Annotated in this window: 21 protein-coding genes, 1 tRNA gene and 1 pseudogene; 5 read left to right on the forward strand and 18 right to left on the reverse strand. The window is 36.9% G+C overall.

All coding sequences use genetic code 11. The features are described from left to right. Nucleotides 1-45: 45 nt before the first annotated feature. Nucleotides 46-867 carry an AMP nucleosidase gene (locus R3E91_04870; protein MEZ5315521.1) on the reverse strand — a complete coding sequence of 274 codons (822 nt, stop codon included), beginning with the start codon at nt 865-867 and terminating at the stop codon, nt 46-48. Between the two features lie 313 nt (nt 868-1,180). Here R3E91_04870 and efp point away from each other — a divergent pair, with 313 nt between their 5' ends. From efp to R3E91_04885, 3 genes are read left to right on the forward strand one after another with little or no spacing between them, the layout of a single operon-like run. Next, nucleotides 1,181-1,753, forward strand: a complete 573-nt coding sequence (gene efp / locus R3E91_04875) for an elongation factor P (protein MEZ5315522.1) — start codon at nt 1,181-1,183, stop codon at nt 1,751-1,753. Next, a complete protein-coding gene (locus R3E91_04880; protein ID MEZ5315523.1) occupies nt 1,731-2,591 on the forward strand; it encodes an amino acid--tRNA ligase-related protein in 861 nt (286 codons plus the stop codon). The genes efp and R3E91_04880 overlap by 23 nt, the downstream gene beginning before the upstream one ends. Continuing rightward, the gene (locus tag R3E91_04885) at nt 2,588-3,250 is read left to right on the forward strand and encodes an HAD family phosphatase (protein MEZ5315524.1); all 663 of its coding nucleotides are present in this window, start codon (nt 2,588-2,590) and stop codon (nt 3,248-3,250) included. The genes R3E91_04880 and R3E91_04885 overlap by 4 nt, the downstream gene beginning before the upstream one ends. A 221-nt stretch (nt 3,251-3,471) precedes the next feature. Here the strand turns inward: R3E91_04885 and R3E91_04890 are convergent, their stop codons facing one another. The 3 genes from R3E91_04890 to R3E91_04900 form a co-directional block, all read right to left on the reverse strand. Continuing rightward, complete coding sequence (locus R3E91_04890) at nt 3,472-3,954, reverse strand: hypothetical protein (protein ID MEZ5315525.1); 483 nt, start codon at nt 3,952-3,954, stop codon at nt 3,472-3,474. Nucleotides 3,955-4,591: 637 nt separating this feature from the next. After that, on the reverse strand, nt 4,592-5,044 hold the full coding sequence (locus R3E91_04895; protein ID MEZ5315526.1) for a hypothetical protein: 453 nt from the start codon (nt 5,042-5,044) through the stop codon (nt 4,592-4,594). Between the two features lie 323 nt (nt 5,045-5,367). Beyond that, nucleotides 5,368-5,823: a hypothetical protein gene (locus tag R3E91_04900; protein ID MEZ5315527.1), complete on the reverse strand. Its 456-nt coding sequence runs from the start codon at nt 5,821-5,823 to the stop codon at nt 5,368-5,370. 208 nt (nt 5,824-6,031) lie between these two features. On the opposite strand from R3E91_04900, the gene R3E91_04905 reads away from it, so the two are divergent. Beyond that, nucleotides 6,032-6,274 (forward strand): hypothetical protein, encoded by a 243-nt coding sequence (locus R3E91_04905; protein ID MEZ5315528.1) that lies wholly within the window; start codon nt 6,032-6,034, stop codon nt 6,272-6,274. Nucleotides 6,275-6,311: 37 nt separating this feature from the next. On the opposite strand, the gene R3E91_04910 is transcribed toward R3E91_04905, so the two are convergent. The 4 genes from R3E91_04910 to R3E91_04925 all read right to left on the reverse strand — a co-directional run bounded on the left by R3E91_04910 (nt 6,312) and on the right by R3E91_04925 (nt 9,645). Continuing rightward, nucleotides 6,312-7,166 (reverse strand): metallophosphoesterase, encoded by an 855-nt coding sequence (locus R3E91_04910; GenBank protein MEZ5315529.1) that lies wholly within the window; start codon nt 7,164-7,166, stop codon nt 6,312-6,314. 73 nt (nt 7,167-7,239) lie between these two features. Further along, on the reverse strand, nt 7,240-8,832 hold the full coding sequence (gene groL / locus R3E91_04915) for a chaperonin GroEL (GenBank protein MEZ5315530.1): 1,593 nt from the start codon (nt 8,830-8,832) through the stop codon (nt 7,240-7,242). A gap of 54 nt (nt 8,833-8,886) precedes the next feature. Beyond that, nucleotides 8,887-9,546 carry a 16S rRNA (cytidine(1402)-2'-O)-methyltransferase gene (rsmI, locus tag R3E91_04920; GenBank protein MEZ5315531.1) on the reverse strand — a complete coding sequence of 220 codons (660 nt, stop codon included), beginning with the start codon at nt 9,544-9,546 and terminating at the stop codon, nt 8,887-8,889. A gap of 27 nt (nt 9,547-9,573) precedes the next feature. Beyond that, a tRNA-Cys gene (locus R3E91_04925) sits at nt 9,574-9,645 on the reverse strand. A 289-nt stretch (nt 9,646-9,934) separates the two neighbouring features. Here R3E91_04925 and murF point away from each other — a divergent pair. After that, entirely contained in the window at nt 9,935-11,287 is a 1,353-nt protein-coding gene (gene murF / locus R3E91_04930) for a UDP-N-acetylmuramoyl-tripeptide--D-alanyl-D-alanine ligase (protein MEZ5315532.1), read from the forward strand. Between the two features lie 67 nt (nt 11,288-11,354). On the opposite strand, the gene miaA is transcribed toward murF, so the two are convergent. From miaA to R3E91_04980, 10 genes and pseudogenes are all read right to left on the reverse strand, one after another. Continuing rightward, a complete protein-coding gene (gene miaA, locus R3E91_04935; protein ID MEZ5315533.1) occupies nt 11,355-12,395 on the reverse strand; it encodes a tRNA (adenosine(37)-N6)-dimethylallyltransferase MiaA in 1,041 nt (346 codons plus the stop codon). A gap of 9 nt (nt 12,396-12,404) precedes the next feature. Then, on the reverse strand, nt 12,405-12,737 hold the full coding sequence (locus R3E91_04940; protein MEZ5315534.1) for an STAS domain-containing protein: 333 nt from the start codon (nt 12,735-12,737) through the stop codon (nt 12,405-12,407). A gap of 144 nt (nt 12,738-12,881) precedes the next feature. Next, nucleotides 12,882-13,109: pseudogene (locus R3E91_04945) on the reverse strand (KH domain-containing protein). 46 nt (nt 13,110-13,155) lie between these two features. Next, nucleotides 13,156-13,485, reverse strand: coding sequence for a divalent-cation tolerance protein CutA (cutA, locus tag R3E91_04950; protein MEZ5315535.1), 330 nt, complete (start codon nt 13,483-13,485; stop codon nt 13,156-13,158). Next, nucleotides 13,475-14,266: a hypothetical protein gene (locus R3E91_04955; GenBank protein ID MEZ5315536.1), complete on the reverse strand. Its 792-nt coding sequence runs from the start codon at nt 14,264-14,266 to the stop codon at nt 13,475-13,477. The genes cutA and R3E91_04955 overlap by 11 nt, the downstream gene beginning before the upstream one ends. Continuing rightward, nucleotides 14,248-16,626 (reverse strand): UDP-N-acetylmuramate--L-alanine ligase, encoded by a 2,379-nt coding sequence (gene murC / locus R3E91_04960; GenBank protein ID MEZ5315537.1) that lies wholly within the window; start codon nt 16,624-16,626, stop codon nt 14,248-14,250. The genes R3E91_04955 and murC overlap by 19 nt, the downstream gene beginning before the upstream one ends. Beyond that, a complete protein-coding gene (locus R3E91_04965) occupies nt 16,619-17,641 on the reverse strand; it encodes a UDP-N-acetylglucosamine--N-acetylmuramyl-(pentapeptide) pyrophosphoryl-undecaprenol N-acetylglucosamine transferase (GenBank protein ID MEZ5315538.1) in 1,023 nt (340 codons plus the stop codon). The genes murC and R3E91_04965 overlap by 8 nt, the downstream gene beginning before the upstream one ends. Continuing rightward, a complete protein-coding gene (ftsW, locus tag R3E91_04970; GenBank protein MEZ5315539.1) occupies nt 17,556-18,710 on the reverse strand; it encodes a putative lipid II flippase FtsW in 1,155 nt (384 codons plus the stop codon). Before ftsW ends, R3E91_04965 begins: the two co-directional genes overlap by 86 nt. After that, a complete protein-coding gene (locus R3E91_04975; protein MEZ5315540.1) occupies nt 18,707-19,360 on the reverse strand; it encodes a LysM peptidoglycan-binding domain-containing protein in 654 nt (217 codons plus the stop codon). The genes ftsW and R3E91_04975 overlap by 4 nt, the downstream gene beginning before the upstream one ends. After that, nucleotides 19,357-20,544: a Mur ligase family protein gene (locus R3E91_04980; protein ID MEZ5315541.1), complete on the reverse strand. Its 1,188-nt coding sequence runs from the start codon at nt 20,542-20,544 to the stop codon at nt 19,357-19,359. The genes R3E91_04975 and R3E91_04980 overlap by 4 nt, the downstream gene beginning before the upstream one ends. Nucleotides 20,545-20,551 lie beyond the last annotated feature (7 nt).

Consider the following 20,551-nt stretch of genomic DNA (forward strand, 5'->3'; position numbering starts at 1 on the left):
CCCTCTCATAAGACATCAAATGATAAACAATAGCAGAGACTCAAATTAAATATCAGTTTTAGCTGATTTTCCACGAAATGCTCCTTTAGCTTTGTGTTTGAGCATTTTTTTCATCAGATAAATTGTACGAACTCCTTTTTCTAAATGATCGCTTGTATAGGTGTCAAAAATATGCTTAGCACTCTGTTTCGTTTTGATACCATCTCGGATGAGAGGGAGATCCGAAATCAGAAGAAGAGCTCCTAAAGGAAGTTTACGTCGATAACCAGCTGCAAAAAGAGTGGCACATTCCATTTCAATTGCTTGGGCTTTTGTTTGAATAAGTTGTGCTTTAAAGGCTTCATTAAATTCCCAAAAACGGATATTTGTCGTATGGGTGATCCCAATATGGTAAGGCGCACGATCTTCATCAAGAATATCTGTAGCTGCTTTTTGCATAAGAAAATTTCCCAAAGCAGGGACCTCAGGAGGAAAGTAAAAATCTGAAGTTCCATCTCCACGGATAGCAGCTAAAGGAATAAAATAGTCACCCACATGATAATGGCGTCGTAGTCCACCGCACATGCCCAACATCAATGCAGATTTTACTCTAGGAAGAAAGGAACATAAATCAACAATCAGTGCTGCAGCTGCTGAACCAAGTTTAAAATCGATAATACTAATATTATGTTCTGGAGCATGAGCAGCAGTAAACATAGATCCTTCCATCAAAGGAACTTGGTAAGTTTCCGCAAAGGTACGAATATAGCGATGAAAATTTGTAATTAAAAGATAGGAGCCAAATCGGTCAATTTCTGACCCTGAATACCGTTCTAATGTATCACGTGCAATTTCTGCTTCATGCGGATCAATTTCGTAAAAACTCATGGTTTATCTTTTAAACCTTCAAAACTTTTCAAGCAATCCCTTCAAATAGAATCCTTATTTGGTTTCTCTAGAAGAATTCATGCATAAACTGACTATTGATCTATCTTGAAATAGGATCAAACAGAAAAATATTTCTTAAAATATCATCTGATATTGATTCAATCTCCTATGCTATATACACTCCTAATTTTTATAAAGGATTCTTGGTAAGATATTTTTCTTCCAAAATAGATGTAACGATGCTAATAGGGAGCTTATCGCTCACTTGATATGGGCTTTCCCATAATTCAGGTTTGTTAATAAGGAGAAAATCATGGCTCAAGTCAATACAAGTGAATTTCGTAGTGGTTTGAAAATTGAAATAGAAGGACAACCCTACATGATTGTGAAGAATGAATTTGTCAAACCAGGGAAAGGGCAAGCATTTAATCGTGTTCGGATGAAACATTTATTAACAGGGCGTGTGATAGAAAAAACATTTAAGTCAGGTGAAACATTCGAAGAAGCTGATGTGCGTGAATCTGAGATGCGTCTCTTATATATTGATACAGGAGAGGCGACTTTTATGGATGATGAAACTTATGATCAAATGACGATTTCTCTTGAAAAAATTGAAGATATGAAAAAATGGCTAGTAGAGGATGTGATATATAAAATTGTTTTTTATAAAAATGAACCCGTCACTGTAGAACCTCCTACCTTTATGGAATTAGAAATTATAGAGACTCATCCTGGGATCCGTGGAGATACAAGTGCTGGCCGTGTCCTAAAACCAGCTACTATCTCAACAGGTGCTCTGATCCAAGTCCCGATTTTTATTGAACAGGGAGAAATTATAAAAATTGATACACGTAATGGGGAATATGTCTCTCGAGTTAACAAATAGAGTGGCTCTTTTACGTGATCGCTCGGTGATGCTTAGCCATACACGTACATTTTTTGCTGAGAGAGAGGTCATAGAAGTAGATGTGCCTATTTTAAGTAGATATGGTTCTGTTGATCCTCACATTGAATTGATTGAGGCCATCTGTTTAGGAGAAAGAGTCTTTTTGCATAGTTCACCAGAATATGGAATGAAGCGTCTTTTATCAGAAGGAATTGGCGATATCTATCAAATTTCACATGTTTTTCGTAATGAAGAAAAGGGTGCATACCATACGCCAGAATTCACAATGATTGAATGGTATCGCTGTGGCTTCTTGTTTGAGCAAATGGTGGAAGAGACGCTCGCATTTATTCATCTTTTTTTTTCTAAAAAACCTATCTTCACATATTTTAGTTATCGAGAACTGTTTTTGCATTATCTTGGATATTATCCAGAATCTCAAAAAGATAGAGATCGTCTTTTGGCTTTTGAGATTGAACCCCATCTTGATGCAACAGTCATCACTGATTTCCCTCCTGAAGAAGCTGCCCTTTCTGAGATTCAAAACGGAATTGCCTTGCGTTTTGAAGTTTTTTACAAAGGATTAGAGTTAGCAAACGGGTATTATGAACTGCGTGATCAAGAAGAACAAAGGAAACGATTAGAACATAATAACCAAGAGCGTCTTTCCTTGGGGAAAAAGATCTATCCTATTGATCCTTTATTTTTGGAGGCTTTAGGTAGAGGATTACCTCAATGCTGTGGAGTAGCGGTGGGTTTCGATCGATTAATGATGTTGCGTCATGATATCGATACAATTGATCAGATTCTTCCTTTTGAATGGGAGAAGAGTGAATGAAGATTGGGTTCTTATTCGATAATGATGGTGTGTTGATCGATAGTCGTGAATTGCATTGGGAATCTTGGATGCGTTTGATGGAAGAAGATCCAACATTTAAAATCACCCGCAAGGAGTTTATTGAAAGTTTTGGAAAATGTAATGATCTTATTTTACAGACTTCTTTCCCTCATGTGTCTAAAATACAGCATATAGAGTGGGCAAAGCAAAAAGAAAAATTTTTTCGCACATTTGCCTTTAACAACCTCTCTCTCTTACCTGGTATGGAAGCTTTTTTACAGAAAGTCATTACGGCGGCTATTCCTCATACGATTGCTTCTTCAGCGCCAAGGGAAAATTTAGAGATGTGTCTAAATTCAACACCACTAGGTCGTTATTTTGATAGTTATCTATCTGGAGAAGAGGTAGAACATGGTAAACCCGCTCCTGATATATTTATTGCTGCAGCCAAACAGCTAGGGTATAGCCCTTGTGATTGTGTCGTATTTGAAGATGCACCAGCCGGCATTACAGCAGGACGCACAGCAGGGGCTTTTGTTGTAGCCCTTGAAACGACTCATAAGAGAGAAGCATTGTTTGGCTATGATCTAATTTATTCTTCTACGGAAAAATTGGATTTAGAAGAAATTTTAGATGCTTTTATCAAAAAACAGAAGTAACATTCGGATTTGTCAGACCTACAATGAATTTAGGTTAGAGATCCCTTTGAGCCCACACCTCAGGGAAAGTCTTGATAAAAGGAAGACACGTATTTTTGAAAGTAAATCAATCTTATTTCTTTGAAAAGATGGTTTGTTATATCCACTACCTCTCTATGAAGAATAAGACAGATGGCAAAAATCTAAAAAGTACAAAAGATGGTAGACAGAAGGGCAGTTAATTATCCAGCGGCAGCTATAACGGTGTAAGAATTCATGCGATTATTTAACGTCCTCCCATACAAATCCAGATCACGCATCATCCTACGATAGAAAAATTCTACCACAGCCTTCGCTATTAAAATTGCTATAAGAATTGATCCTGCCATTGTCCCACCAAGCTGTGGTCCAGGAATCACACCTGCAATTCCTAAGCCTCCTATCACCCCACAAATAAGAAGAGGGGCCAATACTAGTGATAATTTCTTTATATTTGCCGTTCTACCAACCCAGCAAAGCATGGTTAAGCTGCTAACAATACCTATCCCAAACAAAGAGTACCCAAGAGTTGAGCCAGGAATCACACCCGCAATTCCAGCCCATCCAATCGCAATAATAGTGAGTATACTCATAACGAGTAGAGAAATACATAAAGCTATTTTATATTTTTGGGTTCTTGTCAAATCTGCATTTTGTGCTCTCGTAGTTGGCTGGATATTAGACATACCTTAACCTCCTTACAGGATTATATATTTTAAACAATAATTTAATTACATTTTTATTAATTTTTAATTACATAAATATACTTTAATTCATCAATCAAAATCTTTTATTTAAATTTTTTTTAGAAACAGCATCATGAGATTAGAAACCATCAACTAGCCATAACCAACCAAAGATAACCCTATGAAAGCGCATCCGATGGTTAAGCGAATCAATATTCCATGCCAAGAGATGCAATGATAATAGTAGTTTGAAGGTTATGGTGTGTAGTATACCATATGACTTAAAACGACCAAGCGTTTGGAGTTTGGTTGCGTTATTTCTGGCATCGATGCATCTACATTTCTTAGATTTACTATCGATATAATGAGATATTGCTTATTTAGCTTATAAAAATTTTAAAATAAAAACTATATCTAGTTAATCTTTCAATTCTATTTTATAAATTAAAATTTCATAATAAGACTGAATTCCAAAATTAAGAAGTCAATTATAGATTCTTATTATGTTTACAAGGCACCACAATGCAACAGCACCCACAATGACCATAGGTAAAATACCTAGTAGGACGAATAAAGGTATTAACAATACCTACCCAATATAAGACCATCCGATCATGGAGTCAGAAAATCGTGATTTTTACGATCGTAATATCCGGTTCCTTTTTTTTACATACATCACGGGCAAAACTAGGCACAACACACCTGTTGCTCCAATCGCTAATCCTAAGATTACCCAACTAAGCTGTACTGCATTAATCACACCTGCAATTCCTAAGCCTCCTATCACCGCATAAGCAAGAACTGTCATTAATAGGCGTGTATTACGTCTTTTATCATTCGCTAGTTCGGCTACGAAGTCACTAATACCATACAAAATTACACAGGATCCGATAATTGGTCCGGGTCCGATTGGACCAAAAGATACAAGTAGTCTTGCAGCTCCAAGAGATGCAAGGATCAAAAGAGCTATACCGTGTACGATTCTCAAGACTACAACTAAAGGATTTTTTTGTTCTGAGAATAATCCATCTGAGAATAATCCATCTGGGAATAATCCATCTGGGAATAATCCATTTTGCTGATTTTGCATTATTGAACTGGTATTCTCCATAATCCAATCTCTAGTGAAAACTTCTAAAATCTATTTTAGCATACTGTGGCTTTTAAGGCCATTGAACCTATTGATCCTATGGTTTTACAATAATAGGAGCAAGTACTGATAACAGTCACATGGGTAATTTTTATCAATACCTAGTTAGGACTAGTAAGATATTAGCAATACCTGCTCAATATAAGATCATATAATCGTTGAGTCAGAAAACAGTCCTGCGACTCCAAAAGATGAAATGATTGCAATCTTTATGATATTGAATTTTACAGCTGACGAACTCATGGCTAATTCTATCAGTGACGCTAAACACAACCACAACACCCTAGAACGTTGAGCACAATTATGCCTACAATCCATAATCCCATGAATCCAATGCTTAATCCTACCGGGACCCAACCCAACTGTACTCCATTAATCAAACCTGCAATTCCTAAGCTTCCTGCAACCACGAGAAGGGCAGGATATACTATTTCTAATATGTACATACGCACATCTGCAGCTTTACGACTGAAATGACTAGTCACTAGCTGGACTAAGCGGTCAACAACTGCTCCTCCAATGAAAGAATATCCGACAGTTAATCTGGGCAAAATTCCTGCAATTCCAAGAGATCCAATGATAAAAATAGCTATACCATATATAGCCAACATAGTGTTTCGGAGTTTTACGACTAGAGATCTAGTATTTTTCTGTTTTGGAGTTGTCCTTGTATTTTGAAATGTATCGTATGTTCGTAAACTGGAATTGATACTAGCCATAATTCCACCTTTATTGAAAATTTGTAATAATAATTTTATGATATTGTATGTATTTTAATCTATTTTTTTTTTTTGAAAAATTAATGAAAAATATTTTTTATATTTTTTTTCATTTAAATCTCATATTTAATAACTTTTTCTAAAGTAGAGTTAGAATATTTTTATTTGAAAATTGACAGGTGATTTACATTTTGTTATACAAATGCTTATGGAAAAGATTTCAGAGATTCGTAAGGCTATATTTATTCGCAAGATCCAAAAAAAAGAAGAGATCGCTGTTTCTCGTTCTGTTGACTTGCTTTCCATTTCATCTGATTCAGAAAAAAAAAGAATTTGGGTTGAAAAACTGAAGGCGATGGCTGAGATTCGTCCTGAAAAAGTGAAAATAGCTTCAAAAACTCCTCCTTCAGATTATGAATTAGCGAAAAGAATCTTAGACCATCAGTATTGAGCATTATTTAGAAAATTTTCTCTTACATCCAGTTAGATTAGGCATTGTAAGTAAAGCGTTTTTGCCAGTTAACCACCCAGGAACATGTTTTTCTGTTGTTATCTAGAATGAAATGGTCAACTAAGCATTCTTTTTCATTGAGTTGAAAAAGATAGAATGTTCCATTAGATCGGTGTGCTACAGAGCCACTGTTAAAAACTAGGGGGAGTCCTTCTTTCCTTTCTTCTTGAATATAGTATTTATGATCATGACCATGAAGATAGAGTTTAACTTGTGGATAGTTTTTTAAAATTTGTTGTAGTAGATGAGCACCTTGTAAATCATGCATGGGTCGATGAGTCGGATAGAGAGGGAAATGATTTCCTATGATGACATGTTCGTGGAGAGGAATACAATCTAAAATTTGTTTTAGTGCTTTTTTCATAGTACTTGAAAAAAGTCCTAAAGAGTAAAAAGGGGGAGTAGCAACTGCACAGTCGAGGCCAATCCACCACCAACCTTTCCCAAGATATTTTTTTTCTATACGTTGATTTTTAAGATCTTCAGAAGGGAAAAAATGATAAAACCGCCTTGTTTTTTCCACTGCCTTAGTATAGCAATCATGGTTCCCAGGAAGAAAGTAGACTGGTTGGGAGAAGGAATCCACAAAAGCTTTACTTTCTCTGAATTCTGAGTCTAGAGAAAGTGAAGAAAAGTCTCCTGTAATACACACATGATCGACATTCAGAGAGTCAAAGAATTGAGGTAGATGAAGAAGATGTTTGGTGTCGTAGAGATATTTTCTAAAAAAGAGCAAATTCAGATTACCGATCCATCTTTTATTGATAAATTGACTAGGATTGAAGGTCGGATGGGAAAAATGAAGATCAGAGAGATGGGCAACTTTCAGCATTTCTATATTTTTTTAGATAAGAGGAGATCATGTTAGTGGATAATAAAATACGGTGGGAAAATCCCACCGAGTCTTATTTCTCTTCATCCTCAGGAGCATCTCCGATCAAAGCTTCTGAAATAAGAACCATCCCTGCTACAGAAGCTGCATGCAGTAGACAATTCTTCGTTACTTTGACAGGATCGATCACACCTGCTTTGATGAGATCTTCAATTTTTTCGTTACGTGCATTAAAACCCATAGCATCTTTTTCTTTTTTTAACTGAGAAACTATGACCGCACCATCTTGTCCAGTATTCGCTACAATTTGATAAACCGGTGTTTCACATGCTGCTGCAACTAAATTGGCTCCATGAATTTCATCGTTTTCGATTTTTAGGGATTGAATCACACGACTTGCACGTAATAGCGCAACCCCTCCCCCGGGAACAATTCCTTCAGCTAATGCTGCTTTTGTCGAGCTAAGGCTATCTTCAAACATTTGTTTTTTTTGTTTAAGTTCAGGTTCGGTCGCTGCTCCAACATAAATGACAGCAACACCTCCTTTGAGTTTTGCTTTACGCTCCATCAATTTTTCCTTATCGTAAGAGCTTGTGACTTGATCATGCTCTGCTTCAATTTGGGCAATTCGTGCTTCAATGGATTTTGTGGTGCCCCTTCCACCTACAAGGGTGGTGGTTTCTTTTGTAATAAGTGCGCGATTGCAAGATCCAAGAAGCTCAAGATTTGCATCCTTTAAATAAACACCAGCTTCTTCAGAGATTACGGTAGCTCCAGTAAGAGTTGCAATATCTTCTAACATCGCTTTACGTCGATCACCAAATCCTGGGGATTTAACAGCTGTGACTTTTAATATCCCACGGATTTTGTTAACCACTAAGGTGGCTAACACATCATTTTCAAGATCTTCACTGATGATTAAAAGATCACGTCCAGATGCTGCTACCGCTTGAAGGATAGGCATCATCTCTTGAATGGAAGAGATCTTTTTATCGACTAGTAGAAGATAAGGATTTTCTATCTCAATCGTCATCTTCTCTTGGTTGGTGACGAAATAGGGACTGACATAACCACGATCAAATTGCATTCCCTCGACCATTTCAATCTTTGTTTCAGTTCCTTTTGCCTCTTCAATAGTCACAACACCTTCTTTACCAACTTTTTCAATTGCATTTGCGATATAATGACCAATTTCTTCATTCCCAGATGCAGAAACAGTAGCAATATTCTGTGTATCTTGATGTCCATTTAAAGGGATCGCCATTTTTTCGAGTTCTTCAACAATTGCTGCTACCCCTTTATCAATGCCTCGTTTAATTTCAATAGGACTAATCCCAGTAGCAATGGATTTATTGCCTTTTTTGACGAGGTAATTAAGAAGAAGCGTTCCTGTTGTGGTTCCATCTCCACATTTATCTTTTAACTTGGCAGCGACTTCTTGTGCCATAGAGACTCCCATATTTTCATACTGATCAGGGAGTTCAACATCTTTGACAATACTATTCCCATCATTTGTAATAGTAGGAGCTCCCCAGCTCTTTTCTAATCCAACATTTCTTCCCTTAGGACCCAAGGTAGGACCTACAATATTTGCCAGTTGCTCGATCCCTCTAGCTAGTTTATCTCTTGCTTCTTGCTCAAAAATAATTTCCTTTGCTTCTGACATAGACACCTACCTTATAAAAAATGATTTAATTCTAGAGAAAAGAAGTATACCATGTCAGCTAGAGACCAGCAATATAATTTCACCTTTAGGGGGTTTTTTAGAAAAGTGTTCAACAAGATCTGCGGCTGTTCCATTTGTCACTTCTTCGAATTTTTTTGTTAACTCACGTGCGACTGCACAACAGCGCATTGGATCAATTTCAGCTAAAATTTTTAATGAAGCTACAAGACGAAAAGGGGATTCATAGCAGATTGTAGAGCCTGGGTAGTTAAGAATTTCTTGAAATATTCGAATTAATTTCCCTTTCTTTCGAGGAAGAAAACCTAGAAATTGAAAGCGAGTTGTATCTAATCCTGAAGCTACTAAGCCAGCAATTGCAGCACAGGCTCCAGGGATAGGAACAACAGTGATCCCTTCTTTTCGACATTCAGCGACTAGTCTGATTCCAGGATCAGAAATAGCTGGTGTCCCTGCATCCGAAACTAATCCGATTTGCTTCCCTGTACGAATATCTTCTAAAATCTTTGGAAGATTTTTCTTTTCATTATAGCTATGAAAACTCTTAAGAGGAATGCTTAATTCATAGTGATTTAAGAGGATACGTGTTTTTCTTGTATCTTCGCATAGTAAATAATCGAGTGTTTGAATTGTTTTTATTGCTCGAAAAGAAAAATCAGCTAGATTCCCAATAGGAGTCGCTATTAAATACAACAAAACAGGAAACCTTTTTAGATTAGAAAAAGGTGGCACCCAGATTCGAACTGGGGAATGGAGGCTTTGCAGGCCTCTGCCTTACCGCTTGGCTATACCACCATTTGTTTTGCAAAATATCGAAATAGAGACCGCTTGACAAATTTGACACATATTTTGAAAAGCGATGAAAAATTTAGAATATTAAAAATTTCTAGGTTATAAGCCATGCAAAAGACTCTCTTTCAAAATAAGAAATGACTAGATTTATATAGCGAAATTTCCACTACTATTGACAGGCTTTCATTTGTCTTTATATTCTTAATAGAATCAAAATCGTAGCAATCATGACATATAAAAACAAATGAAATTTGATCTATGTGTTGGGTCAATTCAATAGAAAAGTGATGCAATGAAGCCAATTTCATTTAAGGATTTAGCAAAATATCTTGATCTATCCCAACCAAGTGAGGTAATGATCACAGGATTTGCCATTGATAGTCGTAGATTACAACCAGGAGATCTTTTCTTTGCTTTAACTGGAAGCAGATGTGATGGCCATAATTTCATTGAAGTCATTGCAAACCAAGGAGCAGCGGGTGCTATAGTAAGAGAAGATTATCGTGGTCCATCTTACGGTATTCCGTTACTTTATGTACCAAATGTTCTTGTATTTCTCCAGAATTTAGCTCGAAAGATTTTAGAAAAAAGAGCTTCTAAAGTGATTGCAGTTACTGGTTCTGTAGGTAAAACAACTGTGAAAGGTTTTATCACTACATTAATGCAGTCTAGTTTCAAAATTTTCTCTAGCCCTCTTAGTTACAATTCACAAGTCACACTTCCTTTAAGTATTTTGTTAGCTGATGGAACAGAGGATTACCTGATTCTTGAGATGGGCATGTCAAATAAAGGAGATCTGAAAAATCTGATCTCAATTGCCCCTCCAGATATTGCCATCATTACTACAGTAGCTATTCAACATGCAGTCAATTTTTCTGATGGCCTTGCAGGCATTAGTCGAGAAAAAGCCTCCATTTTTTCTCATCCAAAGACAGAGTTAGGTTTTTTGCATCAAGATATTGAGTATTTTAAAGAGGTTTATAGTACGGGTAGCTGTCGAAAAAACACATTTTCTATCACCTCTAAGCAAGCAGATTATTATTTAGAAGTAGTGACGAATGGGGTACGAATATACCCTAAGGAAAACCATTGTGTTGAGATTCCTCTCTCTCTTCCAATGAAAGCACATTATCAAAATTTTCTTGCTGCTGTAGCTATTGCAAGAGCATTAAACATTTCTTGGTCATTGATTCGAAAAAGAGCTGCTTTCATTCAATTGCCACCCATGAGGTTTGAAAAAATTGTCAGACAAGGGGTAACATTTATTAATGATGCCTATAATGCCAATCCCGATTCAATGAAAGCAGCATTAGAAAATCTCCCTAAAGCTCAAATAGGGAATAAAGTGATTGGAGTTTTGAGTGAAATGAATGCGTTAGGAACCTATACAGAGGAGGCCCATGCCTTGATTGGCAAAGTAGCTTTAAAATATATCGATCATCTGATGTGCCTTGGCGACTATTGTAAAATAATGCATAAAATTTGGTTAGAAAAGAAAAAACATGTTGAGTTTTTTGAAACCCGTGAGGCACTTGAGTTCTCTTTAGTTCAACAAGTGAAACCAGGAGATATCGTTCTTTTAAAAGGAGCACGTGTTTACGAGTTAGAAAAGATTCTTAACCATCCAGCATTTCATCAAAATTAAATGATTTTCAGAAGAAGTGGTTGGATTTTTTTCTACCAAGAAGTCTAGAACATAAGCTAGATATTTTTTAAATTGCAGAATTAAATTCATCCGCAATGATTTCAGCTATAATTTCAAGATCATGAACATTGATATCAAGCCATTGAAAAATCGGTTCTTTTCGAAACCATGTAAATTGCCTTTTTGCATAGTGGCGTGATGCGATCTTAAATTTTTGCAAAAAATTTTTGTATTCCTGTGGACTTTTTGAACTCTCAAGAAATGTAAGGCATTGCCGATAGCCAATGGCCTGAGAAGCTGATACATTCATCCTTAAGCCTTGTGTTTCCAGTTCTTCTACCTCTTCAATGAGTCCAGCTTCTATCATTTGTTCACAACGAATATCGAGGTTTGGATAGAGTATCTCACGAGGATGATAAATAAACCAACTGTGATAGGTATAATCTCGATAAGCAGATTGACGGGTCCATTGAATTTTACTGACTTTATCTCCAGTCAAAATGAGAATTTCAAGAGCGCGAATGACTTTTTGACGATCATTTGCAGTAATGGATGCTGCATATTTAGGATCAGCCTTTTTGAGTCTTTGATACATTGCTTCATGTCCCAAAGTGTCCATCTCTTTTTTGAGAGCATCGCGTAGATCAGAAAAAGAAGGGGGACCTTGTGGAGGACCATTAATTAGTACACGAAAATAAAAACCCGACCCCCCTACAACAATAGGAATACGGTTACGAGCTAAAATAGAATTAATAGATTGCTTTGCTTCAAAATAGAAATCTACTACGTTGAAACTTTCTTGGATATGACGAATATCAATGAGATGATGAGGAATACGCAATCGATCTTTTTCGGAGACTTTTGCTGTTCCAATATCCATCCCTCTGTAAACTTGTATCGAATCAGCAGAGACGATTTCTCCCTTTAACATCTCTGCTAAAATCAAAGAGAGTTCAGTTTTACCAGATCCAGTTGGTCCAGCAAGCAAAATCACTTTTGGAGATGGACATTTGGTTAGATCCTTACTTTTCTTTTCAAGAGAAAGAGTTGGAGTTGAAGGAGAAAAGAGCGCGGGATTTTCTTCACATTTTGGAGCAGAAGAATACACTATTTAATCTCATAAATGGCTAAAGCTCTCTTCTTCATTAGGATAAAGACTGAGAATTTGATGAAAACCTGCCATTTTGATCACTTCCATAACTTCCTGGTTGATAGAACAAGCCATAAACTTTCCCTCTAAATGCTTGAGTTTCTTAGAAATAGAAAGCATTAAACGCATCCCAGCACTACTCAAATATTCAACACCAGAAAAATTCAGAATAATTTTAAAATGTCCTGAGTCAATAATTGAATTCAATTTTTTTTCTAGTTGCGGTGAAGAGGCCGCATCCAATCGACCATTTACACGCACAACAATCACATCACCTTTTTCTTCAACATGCATTTCCATAAAGTTTTTGTCCTTTTGAAGGAATTATTACTATTTAAACAATTAATTCAATAGACTAGCTTCTTCTTCAATCAATTCATTTGCATTTTGAGTATGAGAATCGTTCTCAATCTCTACAGCTTCATGATCTAGCTCCTCATTTGATTGGACTAAATCAAGCTGAATTTTTTTCCCAAGTCGAGTGGCTACAGTACGTACAATAGAACGCAAAGCATTAATCGTATTCCCACGACGACCGATTACCTTACCTATATCTTCTTTTGCCACATGAATTTCGATACGAATTGTCTCTTCATTGAGAAAAGAAGACACTGAAATTTCTTCTGGTTTAGAAACAAGATTTTTAATGATATATGCCACAAATTCATCCATAAGAACGTTTACCTATAAGTTGAAATAGTATAGAAAATAAGAATGATTATCTCACAGCAACTGTGTTTTGTGCAACCCAATCAAGATAATCCTGATTGCCATCGGTTATAGAAACCATTAAAATCTCAGGGATCTGATACTTAGACTGGGCTAAGATTGTCTCCTTAATTGCATGAAAATGAAGAGCACGGGTTTTAAAAATGACTTTGGTCTCTTCTGTGACCTCTATTTGTTGATTCCAAAAAAAAATTGACTCAATCTTAGGAATAATATTTACGCAGGCAACAAGTTTTTTTTTCACAAGAGCTCTTCCTATTTCACGCGCTTCATTCAGACTCTCAGAGGTCCAAAAAATTTGTACGAAATCATTTTTCATAAGAAATATAAGCTACCTCAGGGTTTCTAAAATCGATAACACATTTTTTATCGATCTGGATTTCTTTGATCATGATATCGTAGTAGCGCAATTCTTCTGCATAATTTTTTGGTGTAAGGCGTAGAATGGAGCCATTTTTTAAGACAATAATGATTTGCTGATTCCCTGCACTTAAAGCATTGACTTGTGAAAGATCAATACGTGTCATAGAAAGAGGATGTAATCTATTAAAAATTCCAGATATGAAAGCTACAGTTTGATGGTCTAGTTGTTTACCCCAAGGGTTAGGAGGGGCTTGAGCTCCTAGATAAATTTTTGGATACCTATAGGGAAGATAAAAGGGGAGGTAAGGAAAAAGCTTCCCCTCTTCATCGATTGCTGTATTGGTATAGTCTTCTAGATAAGCAATTGGCTGACGTACTTCATAGTCGATATAAAGGATATTAGGTTGGATTTTTTTTATCGATAATTTACGGATCAGATGTGTTGCCATCAAACGTTCATATCCTTCTTGCAAATCAAACTGATTAAAATTTGATAATTGGTCACAAGATAATTCTAAAACTTCAGATAGGTAGGCTGTTTGTAAAGGAGCATAATGGGTCCCTGTTTGTACAATGGCTTCAATTTTTAGATCCATCGTATGCATATGGGAGATACGTTGATACACTAAGTAGACTCCAGTAGTTCCGCCGGAAATCACAGAGGTAAAAATCGTAAGAAATAGTAGAACTTTTTTCCAATGATATTTTGGACCTGGCTCTAAAAATTTTCTAAACACTTAAAATGTCTATCTTGTTGTCTTTTTCTTGCTAAAGCTAAAATAATGAGATGGTTGAATAGTTTCTTTGGTGTGAATTGAGTTTCATTCCAAAGCTTAGGAAAGAGGCTAAATTTCTGTAAGCCAGGAATGGGATTCATTTCAAAAAACCAATAGTTTCCTGCTTTATCGAGAAGAAAATCAATCCGAGTCATTCCACTGCACCGGACAGCTCTATAGGCTGCTTCAGTCAGAGCTTTTCCTTTTTCAAGCAGTATTGGGTCAAGATTAGGATGAAGTGTGGTAGGAATGGGATGAAGATATTTTTTATCATAATCTATAAACTCTCCCTGTCCTAGTTTTTCTCCGGGATTAGCCACAATAATGCGAAATCCTTGTGTATTGCCTATCACTGGGAATTCAAGCTCGCGGCAACCTGATTTTCCCTCTTCAATCATGATTTCATAATCAAATTGAAATGCTAAGTCTATGGCATTTTCTAGCTCTTTTTGTTCCTTTACAAAGCTAATGCCAATGCTTGATCCTAGGTGTATTGGCTTCACATAGACAGGAAATTGTTGAATTTTATTGAGAATAGAGGTCTTCTCTTGCTGCCATTCCACATAGCTAAAAGAAAGATCCTTCAAAACAGGGATGCCACTAGAGGCAACAATTTGCTTTGTCAGGACTTTGTTCATTGAAAGAGATGAAGCACACTGATCGGGACCAATGTAGGGCTTACCTAGCATCTCAAAAAATCCCTGGATCTTTCCGTCTTCACCGTAAGTTCCATGAAGAATCGGTAAGAATAGATCGCATAATGCAAATTCTTTGAAAATTTGAAAAATCGGCCGACACTCAGGTGATGCAACAATTGTCTCTGTTTCGAGAATTGTTTTGGCTTGATTCCCTGTAATCCAATCTCCTTTTTTGTCGATTCCAAAATATTGAATGTCATATAAATCACGATCAAGGGAGGCAGCGACAAAACGCGCAGATAGCAAAGAAATTTCATGTTCACAAGATACTCCTCCGAATACCAATCCTAGAGTCAATTTCCTAGAAGGAGAAGATCTATCATGAATATGGTTCACTTTACCAGCTCCCATTGTGATAAACACATCATGTGGCATTAGAGGGGTGAAATCTTTCGATGGAAAACAAGGAACGTTAGAGACAGCACGGATTTCTTGAATTAACTTATCAGAATTGATTCCTTCAATTTTCTCTTCATTTGCTGGATCAATCTCATCTATATACACTAAGTCAGCCATGTCAAAAGCTTTTCCCAATTTTTGCATTTGATCGCGTGTACGGGTATAGCGATGGGGTTGAAAGAGAACAACAAGACGGCGTTCTTCGATTGCCATTTTTATCGATTTTAACGTTTTAGCAATTTCTGTTGGATGATGAGCATAGTCATCAAGATAGAGTACGGAGTTGTTTTCCGTGCGTTTTTGACACCTTCTTTCGATACCAGAGAATTTTGCTAGGGCGATGCGTATCTTCTCTTCCTGCACACCAAGACGTAGCGCAAGACCAAAAATCCCTGCTGCATTTAACGCATTATGTTCTCCTATAAGTGAGACTTCTACTTGTTTATAGACATGTTCTTGAAAATTGAAATCGAAATAGATCTTCCATCCTTCCTGTTTAAAGTTATAGATCTGTAAGAGGCAATCAGGAGAAAATCCATAGGAAATCCCCTTATTTCCCATTAATTTTTTTAATTCTAAATCATCTCCATAATAGAAAAGGTGTTCAGTATTTTGAAATCGATTGATGAAATCCTCAAAAGCCCGATACAAGGATTCAATCGTTTTATAATAATGAATATGCTCAGATTCAATGTTTGTAATAATCCCTCCTTCTGGGCGATAGTTTAGAAAGGATCCATCGCTTTCATCTGCTTCCATCACGAAAAAATTTCCTTGACCAATTCTTCCATTCACTCCTTGGACCATGCCTCCAATTGCAAAGGTTGGATCCAATCCTCCTTCAGTTAAAACTGCATTCAGAAGAGAGGCAGTTGTAGTTTTGCCATGAGTACCTGCACAGGCAAAGCTTCGATGACCTTGCATAAGCTCAGCTAAAAGCTGGGAACGATGCATAATGCGACAATTGAGTGCTCTAGCTGCGAGTAATTCGGGATTACCTTCTTTAATTCCCGAACTGAAGATTACGGTATGCTGAGGAGAAATATATTTAGCTGAATGTCCTTGCTGAAATATAGCTCCTTGTTTAATCAGCTCAGAGATATTTTGCGAAAAGGAGATATCACTTCCAGAGATTAAATATTTTTTCTCAAGAAGAATTCTAGCAAGTGCACTCATGCCTATTCCACCAATCCCAATAAAATGGTATTGTTTGCTCTTATCCATAAAGAACTCCTTCAATGACATCAGCAAGATGCAAGCTATTTTGTTTTTTTTTGAATGTTTGAATCTCTTTTCTTTTTGCTTCAATAGGAAAACGATGAATGACCTCAGATAATTTTTTTCCATTCAGATCTTTTTCTAATAAAACCTCTCCTCCAGGAAAGTAACGTGCATTGATTTCTTGATGATTATCTGTGGCATGAGGAAAAGGAATAAGCACTGCGGGTGTTTCACTTGCAATTAACTCAGAAAGGGTGGCGGCTCCTGCGCGGCAGATGGCTAAATCTGCAATAGACATCGCTTCCATAAGATTGGGTTCAAAAGGTTTAAGGTAGTGAATAGTATTTTTATATAGTTCTTTATCAGCTTTCCACTTAGAACCTGTAAAATGGAGGAATTGAAAAGCAGAGAGAAAGGGAATCGCATCTAAAAAAATCTCATTCAAACGAGCAGCTCCTTGAGAGCCTCCAAATATAAGTAGAGTAGGTCGTCCCTTTTTCAATCCAAAATACCTCCAGGGATCTTCAATTTTTTTACGGTGACGTAAAGGAAAATGTACAAGCTGAGAATTCCCTGCGATTTTGATAGGAAAATTCAGAGTCGTGATTTTAGCAAAGCGAGAGAAGAGACGGTTGACCTTGCCTAAAATAGCATTTTGTTCATAAAGAATAAGGGGAATTTTAAGATGTGTTGCTGCTAATAATAGCGGTAGGGTATGAAAACTCCCAAAACCAACAACAAGATCGGGCATAAAATCCAACAAGATCTTTCGGCTTTGCCATATTCCCTTGATGATGGAGCATCCACCAGATGCCATTTTTATTGGATTTGAAAATCGAAAAGTCGCTGTTGAGATTTCTTGAGATGCAAAATGAGAATGATCAAAAAAACGATTCTCTTTTAATCCCCCTCCAACAAATAAAATGTGGTGATTAGATAGAGCCTCCGCGACTACTTGCGCTGGAAACACATGCCCTCCTGTTCCTCCAGTGGTTAGAATGATTTTCTTTTTCTTCATCACGTCCTATGTTAAGGAGAATAGCGAGTCCGATGATATTTGCAATCAATGAAGTGCCACCTTGGCTAAAAAAAGGTAAATTTACCCCTTTACTTGGCAACAAACCAGATACAACACCAAGATTAAGAAATGCTTGCAAGGATATAAGAGAGGTAATAGCTGTTGCTAAGTAACACCCAATAACCGTAGGAGTTTTTAAAGCAATCGAAAATCCTCCAAGGGAGAATAACATATAGAGAATAATGAGCAAAAGAATCCCAAGAAATCCAAATTCTTCAGCATAGATAGCAGCAATATAATCATTTTGTGCTTCAGGTAGATAGGTGAGCTTTTGTAGACTAGCTCCAGGTCCTCGCCCAAAGAGTTGTCCCGATCCAGCAGCAATTTTTGCCTGATGAGGTTGATGTCCCTTTCCTTTAAGATCAAGCTCTGGATGGAGATACACCTCGACTCGACTTCTTACATAAGGAAGCTGAAGAGCAATAAAAGTGCCAGTGATAAAAAGGATGCCCACAGGAAGGACCCAGTATTTGATACGAATTCCGCTAATGAAGAAGAGAGGAAGAAGGGAAATAGCAATTACAGCAGTTGTGCCGTTGTCAGGCTCAATCATGATGAGAGACATAGGAATGGCAAGTATGGAAACAATTTTACAAAATCTCAAGAATGAAATTTGATGTTTATAATGATGTACAATCCATTCGATATAGACCATGGGAACGAGATATTTCACAAATTCTGAAGGTTGAATAGTAAAGTTTCCGATACCTATCCATCTGTGAGCCCCGTTACGCATTTTTCCTATTTCAGGAACAAAAACTAAGGTCAACAAAAAAAGAAAAAGAAAAAGTAAATAAGGGCTTAGATGGAGAAGATGTATATAACCAATCTTCCAGATGAAAATTGCAGCTAGGAGCCCAATCATTCCATAGATAATCTGACGTAAAAGCGCTTGATGAATATTCTTATTGAGAGCACGGTCTAAAATTTCTGCTGAAGAGGTATTGAAGATCATCATCAACCCAACAGCAAAAATGACAACAACACAAATAATGACAAGGAGTTTCATCTAATTCGCAAACGATCTCCTGGACGTAAACGGCGTGCTTTTTGTTCATCTAGATCATTAAGACGGAGTAAGTCTTCAAGACGGAGATTATTCCGCGATGCAATTAACCAAGGATTATCTCCCTCTTTCACAATATAATATTCGCCTTTTGGTTGATCAGTGACTTCTTTTACTTGTAATTCACTGAGTGGGATTTTTAACACCTGTCCGATCTTTAGTTGAGTCGAAGAGATATTATTCGCTTTCATGATTGCAGCTACCGTAGTATTGTTCGCATGAGCAATTTTTTCTAAAAAATCTCCTTTCTTCACAGTGACATCGATGTAACGAGTGTTTTGTAGAGGATTTGAGAGCTCTTTTTCAAGATGTTTCTTCTCTTCAATCACCTGTGCAGGTAGATAAGAAAGTTGAATCTCTTCGGTAGGGGAAATCGACTCATTGTTATGTTGCACAAGGGTAGGCACAGAAGGAGTATATTCTTTAAAAAAATCCTCCTCTAGTGGATATTCAGTCAAAGGTGCCTGAGCAAGCTTGGTAGATTTGTTTGGTGGAGATTCACTTTTATCTGATCTTACAGCCGTGGCAAATAAAACCATTAATAACGCAGCATTGACTAAAACAGCGACTATTATTGTATCCCTACGACTCATACGATCTCCTCAAGTGCATAAACAATTTCCTTAAATCTATCTCCACGCTCTTCATAATTTTTAAACTGATCATAACTCGAACAGCCTGGGGAAAGCAAAACCGTTTCCCCTTTTTTTGCAAACAGCGTCGCTTGTTTGATTCCTTCTTCCAAGCTCCCCACTTTTTCTAATTGGATTTCAAAAGCAAGTGCATTTTCCATTTTTTTTGCCGCTTCTCCCATAGCAAAAACTTTTCGTACTTTCTGATGAAAGACTGAAAGCCAATTTGCATAGCATCCCCCTTTATCCACCCCACCAGCAATTAAGACAATAGAAGTTTTAATTGTATGTATAGCTTTTATAACCGCATCAATACTTGTAGCTTTACTATCATTAACAAAATGGATTCCTCTATATTCACGGACAAATTCAATACGATGAGGAGGTTTTGTAAATGTGTCTAATCCTTGCTTTAGTCTATTTTGATCCACAGAGGTAAGTGCATAAGCCGCTGCAATGTTTTCTAAATCATGTGGGTAAAACTGTCTATTTCTATAACTCAGAGAGGCAATTGTTTCAATAGGTAAAATCGTCGCTCCTGGACAAAACTGTTTAGCAATAGAATGGGTTGTAAAAAAAGGTGCTCCTTTTTTAAGACAAGCCTGCAAACGCAATTTTGCTTTTGTATAGGCTTCAAAGGTCAAATGCCAGTCAAGATGGTTAGGAGTGATATTGAGTAACACAGCTCTATTAAAATGGTGACCAATTAAGATCGATTCAAGTTGAAATGAGCTCAGCTCGAGGACAAAAATCTCTACATCTGATTTAACTTGAGAAATCAGAGGAATCCCTATGTTGCCTACAGCCATAGCTTTTTTTCCAGAGAGATTCAAAAGATGGGTAGCGAGTAAGGTTGTGGTTGTCTTGCCATTTGATCCAGTGATCGCATAGATTGTTTGATCTTGTATTTCTTGCAAGGCTAAATCAATTTCTCCTATCACAGGAATAGGATATTTCTGTAGAGACTTAACCAGAGGATGGGTAGAAGGGATACCCGGAGATTTTATTGCAAGATCAATTTTCTCAAAAGCAAGAGGTTGAGGGGGGAGTGCATCATCATAGATAGAAATCGTATCCCCTCTTTCTTCACAGAAATTCTTGACAGCCTGACCACTGATCCCAAGACCTATAATTAAGATATGCATGAGGTAA

The sequence above is a fragment of the Chlamydiales bacterium genome (genome assembly GCA_041395025.1).
Lineage (GTDB): Bacteria > Chlamydiota > Chlamydiia > Chlamydiales > JAAKFR01 > JAJACP01.